This window comes from Reinekea sp., from assembly GCF_982785585.1.
Genome location: NZ_CEYAVF010000020.1, coordinates 59,410 through 62,738, shown reverse-complemented (window position 1 = coordinate 62,738; position 3,329 = coordinate 59,410). Strand labels below are relative to the sequence as shown.

General features: G+C 48.6%; 2 protein-coding genes. One reads left to right on the top strand and one right to left on the bottom strand.

Features of this window, described 5'->3' with window-relative positions:
* Positions 1 to 530 precede the first annotated feature (530 nt).
* Positions 531 to 1,718 carry a JmjC domain-containing protein gene (locus tag AC4FIC_RS09620; protein WP_100256464.1) on the top strand — a complete coding sequence of 396 codons (1,188 nt, stop codon included), beginning with the start codon at positions 531 to 533 and terminating at the stop codon, positions 1,716 to 1,718.
* Between the two features lie 26 nt (positions 1,719 to 1,744).
* Here the strand turns inward: AC4FIC_RS09620 and AC4FIC_RS09615 are convergent, their stop codons facing one another.
* A complete protein-coding gene (locus tag AC4FIC_RS09615) occupies positions 1,745 to 2,650 on the bottom strand; it encodes an AraC family transcriptional regulator (protein WP_100256465.1) in 906 nt (301 codons plus the stop codon).
* Between the last annotated feature and the right edge of the window lie 679 nt (positions 2,651 to 3,329).

The window sequence follows — 3,329 nt, the reverse complement described above, 5'->3', positions numbered from 1 at the left end:
CCCTTTGAAGTGTCCGATGCCGATACCATGCTGAACTACCTAAAAGCGCGCTAAAAGCCTTTAGACCGCTAATAGAGCTTTGTTACAGCGGCCATGACTGATGCTTGTCACGGCCGCTGAGCGGGCTCAAAATAGTTCCCCTGTAAAACGCTTGCTCAGAGCCCAGATCCGCGCCACTCCCGCTACTTGATTTAATTCGCAACAAGGTTCCCTGTCGAAATAGCCTTGGCCTGCCGCCCGGCGTACATTTTTGTGATGTGAATCTAAAGTTTTAACAGCGCCAATTGTTTTAGACCCGCTATCGCCTAAATTCATCTGGACAACGCCAATTTGATCTCGATCCCTATGCTTGAGCCAATGCGTAGGGCGGGTACCAGCGAAGAGCAGGAGATATAGATGCAGATGTTGAGTAGGTTCCAAGTGCGCGATGAATTATCGCAACAGCAATGCAAGACCCATCCCTGGCCTTTCGCAGGCCTCAGGCAGCACAGTAACCCAGCCTATGACCTACAATAAACCAGAGGTTTGCTATGACAAACGCGCCTAATCCATTGGGGATACCCGATATCACCTCTTTTTTACAGCAAGTCTTTGGCCAGGTCGCCTTCTGTTTTCCAACCCAAAAGTCAAACCTGGTGCCTGCGCTGCAAGCGTCTTTCTCACTCGCCGATATCTGCTGGTTGAACCAACATCAGTGGGGTGATATTCGCCTAGCCAAGTTTGATTCAGCAGATGCCAGGTTTGCCGATCAGGCGCCGACGGCCGACCTGCTCAGGCAAGCCTTTGAGCAGGGCCATACACTGCTGGTAGACAATTTACAGACCAAAAATGGCCTCTTTGCTACGCTCTGTCGGCAGTTAAGCCGTCAGTTTGCCTGCCCAACCCGCTGCCTCGCCCATTGGTCACCTTCGTACAGTGAGGGTCAGGCGCTGCAGTATGACGATCAGGATGCTTTTGTCGTCCAGGTGAGCGGCAGCAATAACTGGCAGGTCGATTTTAACAGCGAGTTTAGGCCCTTTGGGGGGGAAGCCTACCAGTCGACTCGGGTCGAACAGTGTAAAACGCTCAAACAACTGAAGTTGGCCGTAGGTGATATCCTCTATCTCCCGCGCGGCAGTTGTTATAAGGCCGCAACTGGAAGTGAGCAGTCGCTGCATTTTACGTTCTCGATTTGCAGTTTGCGCCTGCGGGATCTTTTGTTGGAATTGCTGGCACCGACGCGGCCGGATCTGGATTCCTTGCGACCGGCGCTGCGGGCGGAGGACTTTAGTCCGGCTCAGGGGGAGAACGCTCGAGCCGGGTTGTTGGGCTATCTGGATGCTCTAACTAGTCGACTTCGATCCGAACCAGGGCTGGTCGATGATGCCTTATTGGCAGTGCATAAAAACTTCGCCAGTCAACTGGCACCGCTCAATCTGCAGTTAGATCGACAGTTGCACCGTGGCGATCCGGTGCTAACCCTCGATACTCGTCTGATCGTCAATCCGGAACAGTACTTTGTCTTCGATGAATCCGCTCTGCGGGTGTACTTTAGCGGTGGAGACATTCGTCTGTCTGCTGGTTATCGCTGGGTGTTCGACCTACTACGCCTTACCGAGGGATTTTCACCACAGGAAATCATCAGCCAATACCAGCGCTCGGACCGCGAGGTCGAGCTGGACGCCTTCGCGCAACTGCTGGCGAAGGATCTACTCTGGTTAGACCGCAAGACCTCTTGAGGTCTGTCCCGAACCGACCACCAATGCTAGCTTAGTCGTAGGTTGGCCCGATCCCGATATTGCTTGGGGGTCATACCCTTGATGCGCAGAAAATGGCGATTAAAGTTCGAGACATTGGTAAAGCCGGAGTCGTAACAAATCTTGGTGATTTGATTGTGAGATGTTTTCAATTGCTCACACGCCTTGCTAATTCGAACCTTGATCAGAAAGTCGATGTACTTAATGCCGGTCGATTCGAAGAAGTACTTGGACAGGCGATTCGGCGAAAGCCTGACATGCAAGGCGACATCTTCGAGTCTAATTTTTTCGTTGTAATGTTGTAAGATAAAATCGATCGCCTTGTTAACCACGCGCAGGGTTGGGCCGGCAAAATCTTGCCAATCCCGAGCCGTCGATAGAGTAGTCTTTTCCTCCGTTACCAAGTTATTCATCAGTTCCAGAAAAGCGATCATTTTTTCCAAGCCATCGCTGCTGGCAATACGTTCATACAGATCGGTGTAGATCGCGAGGTCGCGCGGTTGAAACTCATGGCCAGCGCCTCCCGTGCGAATGATATTCACGATCTCCCGCAGTTCCGAAATATGCTGGCTCGCTGCTTCAAACATGTCGCCGTCAAAATTAATGACCTTGATCCTTAGGGGTTCAGGGGTCGACTCCGTTTGTGAGTCTGAATCCGCAATCCATATGTGCGGCAGGTTAGCGCCGGTCAGTACCAGATGGCCGGGTTCATAGCGGCCAATATAGTCGCCAATAAAAAACCGCCCAGAACTGGCTACCACCAGATGCAGTTCCAATTCTTTGTGGCAATGCCAGGTGGCTTGGGCACTGGATGCACCGTGCTCGAGATAGCGAATAGACGAATTGGTGTCATTCAAAGCCGGCAACTCAGGGGTCACTAAAAGCCCTCTGGTTGCGATTGTGTTTCCGTCCATAATACCCTCTAAATACCTTGCCTGAACTTTAGTCACGACGGGATCGTCTACTAAAAATTTGCATTTACTTTTTTGTTGGGTCCTCAGAGCAGACGGCTCGAAAGGTAACGAACACCGACCGGCCAAAATCAGCTTACCATTTTCATTAAGCAAGAGTCGTGATTTCGTAAGTAAGTATTGTCTTTAGTCTTTTTTGCATACCTCTTTATGGTTATAAGAATAGATTATTTAATTTGCTTGGGTCAAGGCGGTTCTTTTTTAGGAAATATTGTTAAGTTTTATTAACCAGGCTGTTTTTATTTTTTGATGGAATAGTATCAGCCAATTTTAATTTTTTTATCAGTTTAAGAATGGGGCGTTTCTCCGTTAAAAGTAGCAATTTTTCTTCCTAGATGACAGTGGCCTTGTCATCTCTGGACTTACCATTAAGGGTCTTAAGTTTAATGATAATGGGGGCTGTAGAGCGTTTCTCCATTCGAGATTGGTATTTTTTTGTATTGCTTAAATTGTTTTTTTGAAACTCTGGTATTGCGTGAGGTGGGCCTAAAATAGTGCGTACCTGTGCGATGCGGGTCGGCGGCGAGTGTTTGGGATTTCTGTGATTGTTATGATAATTAAAAAGTTAAAATAAAATCATCAAAAATAAGGTAAAGAGTACAGATAATAGTTTATTAAATTA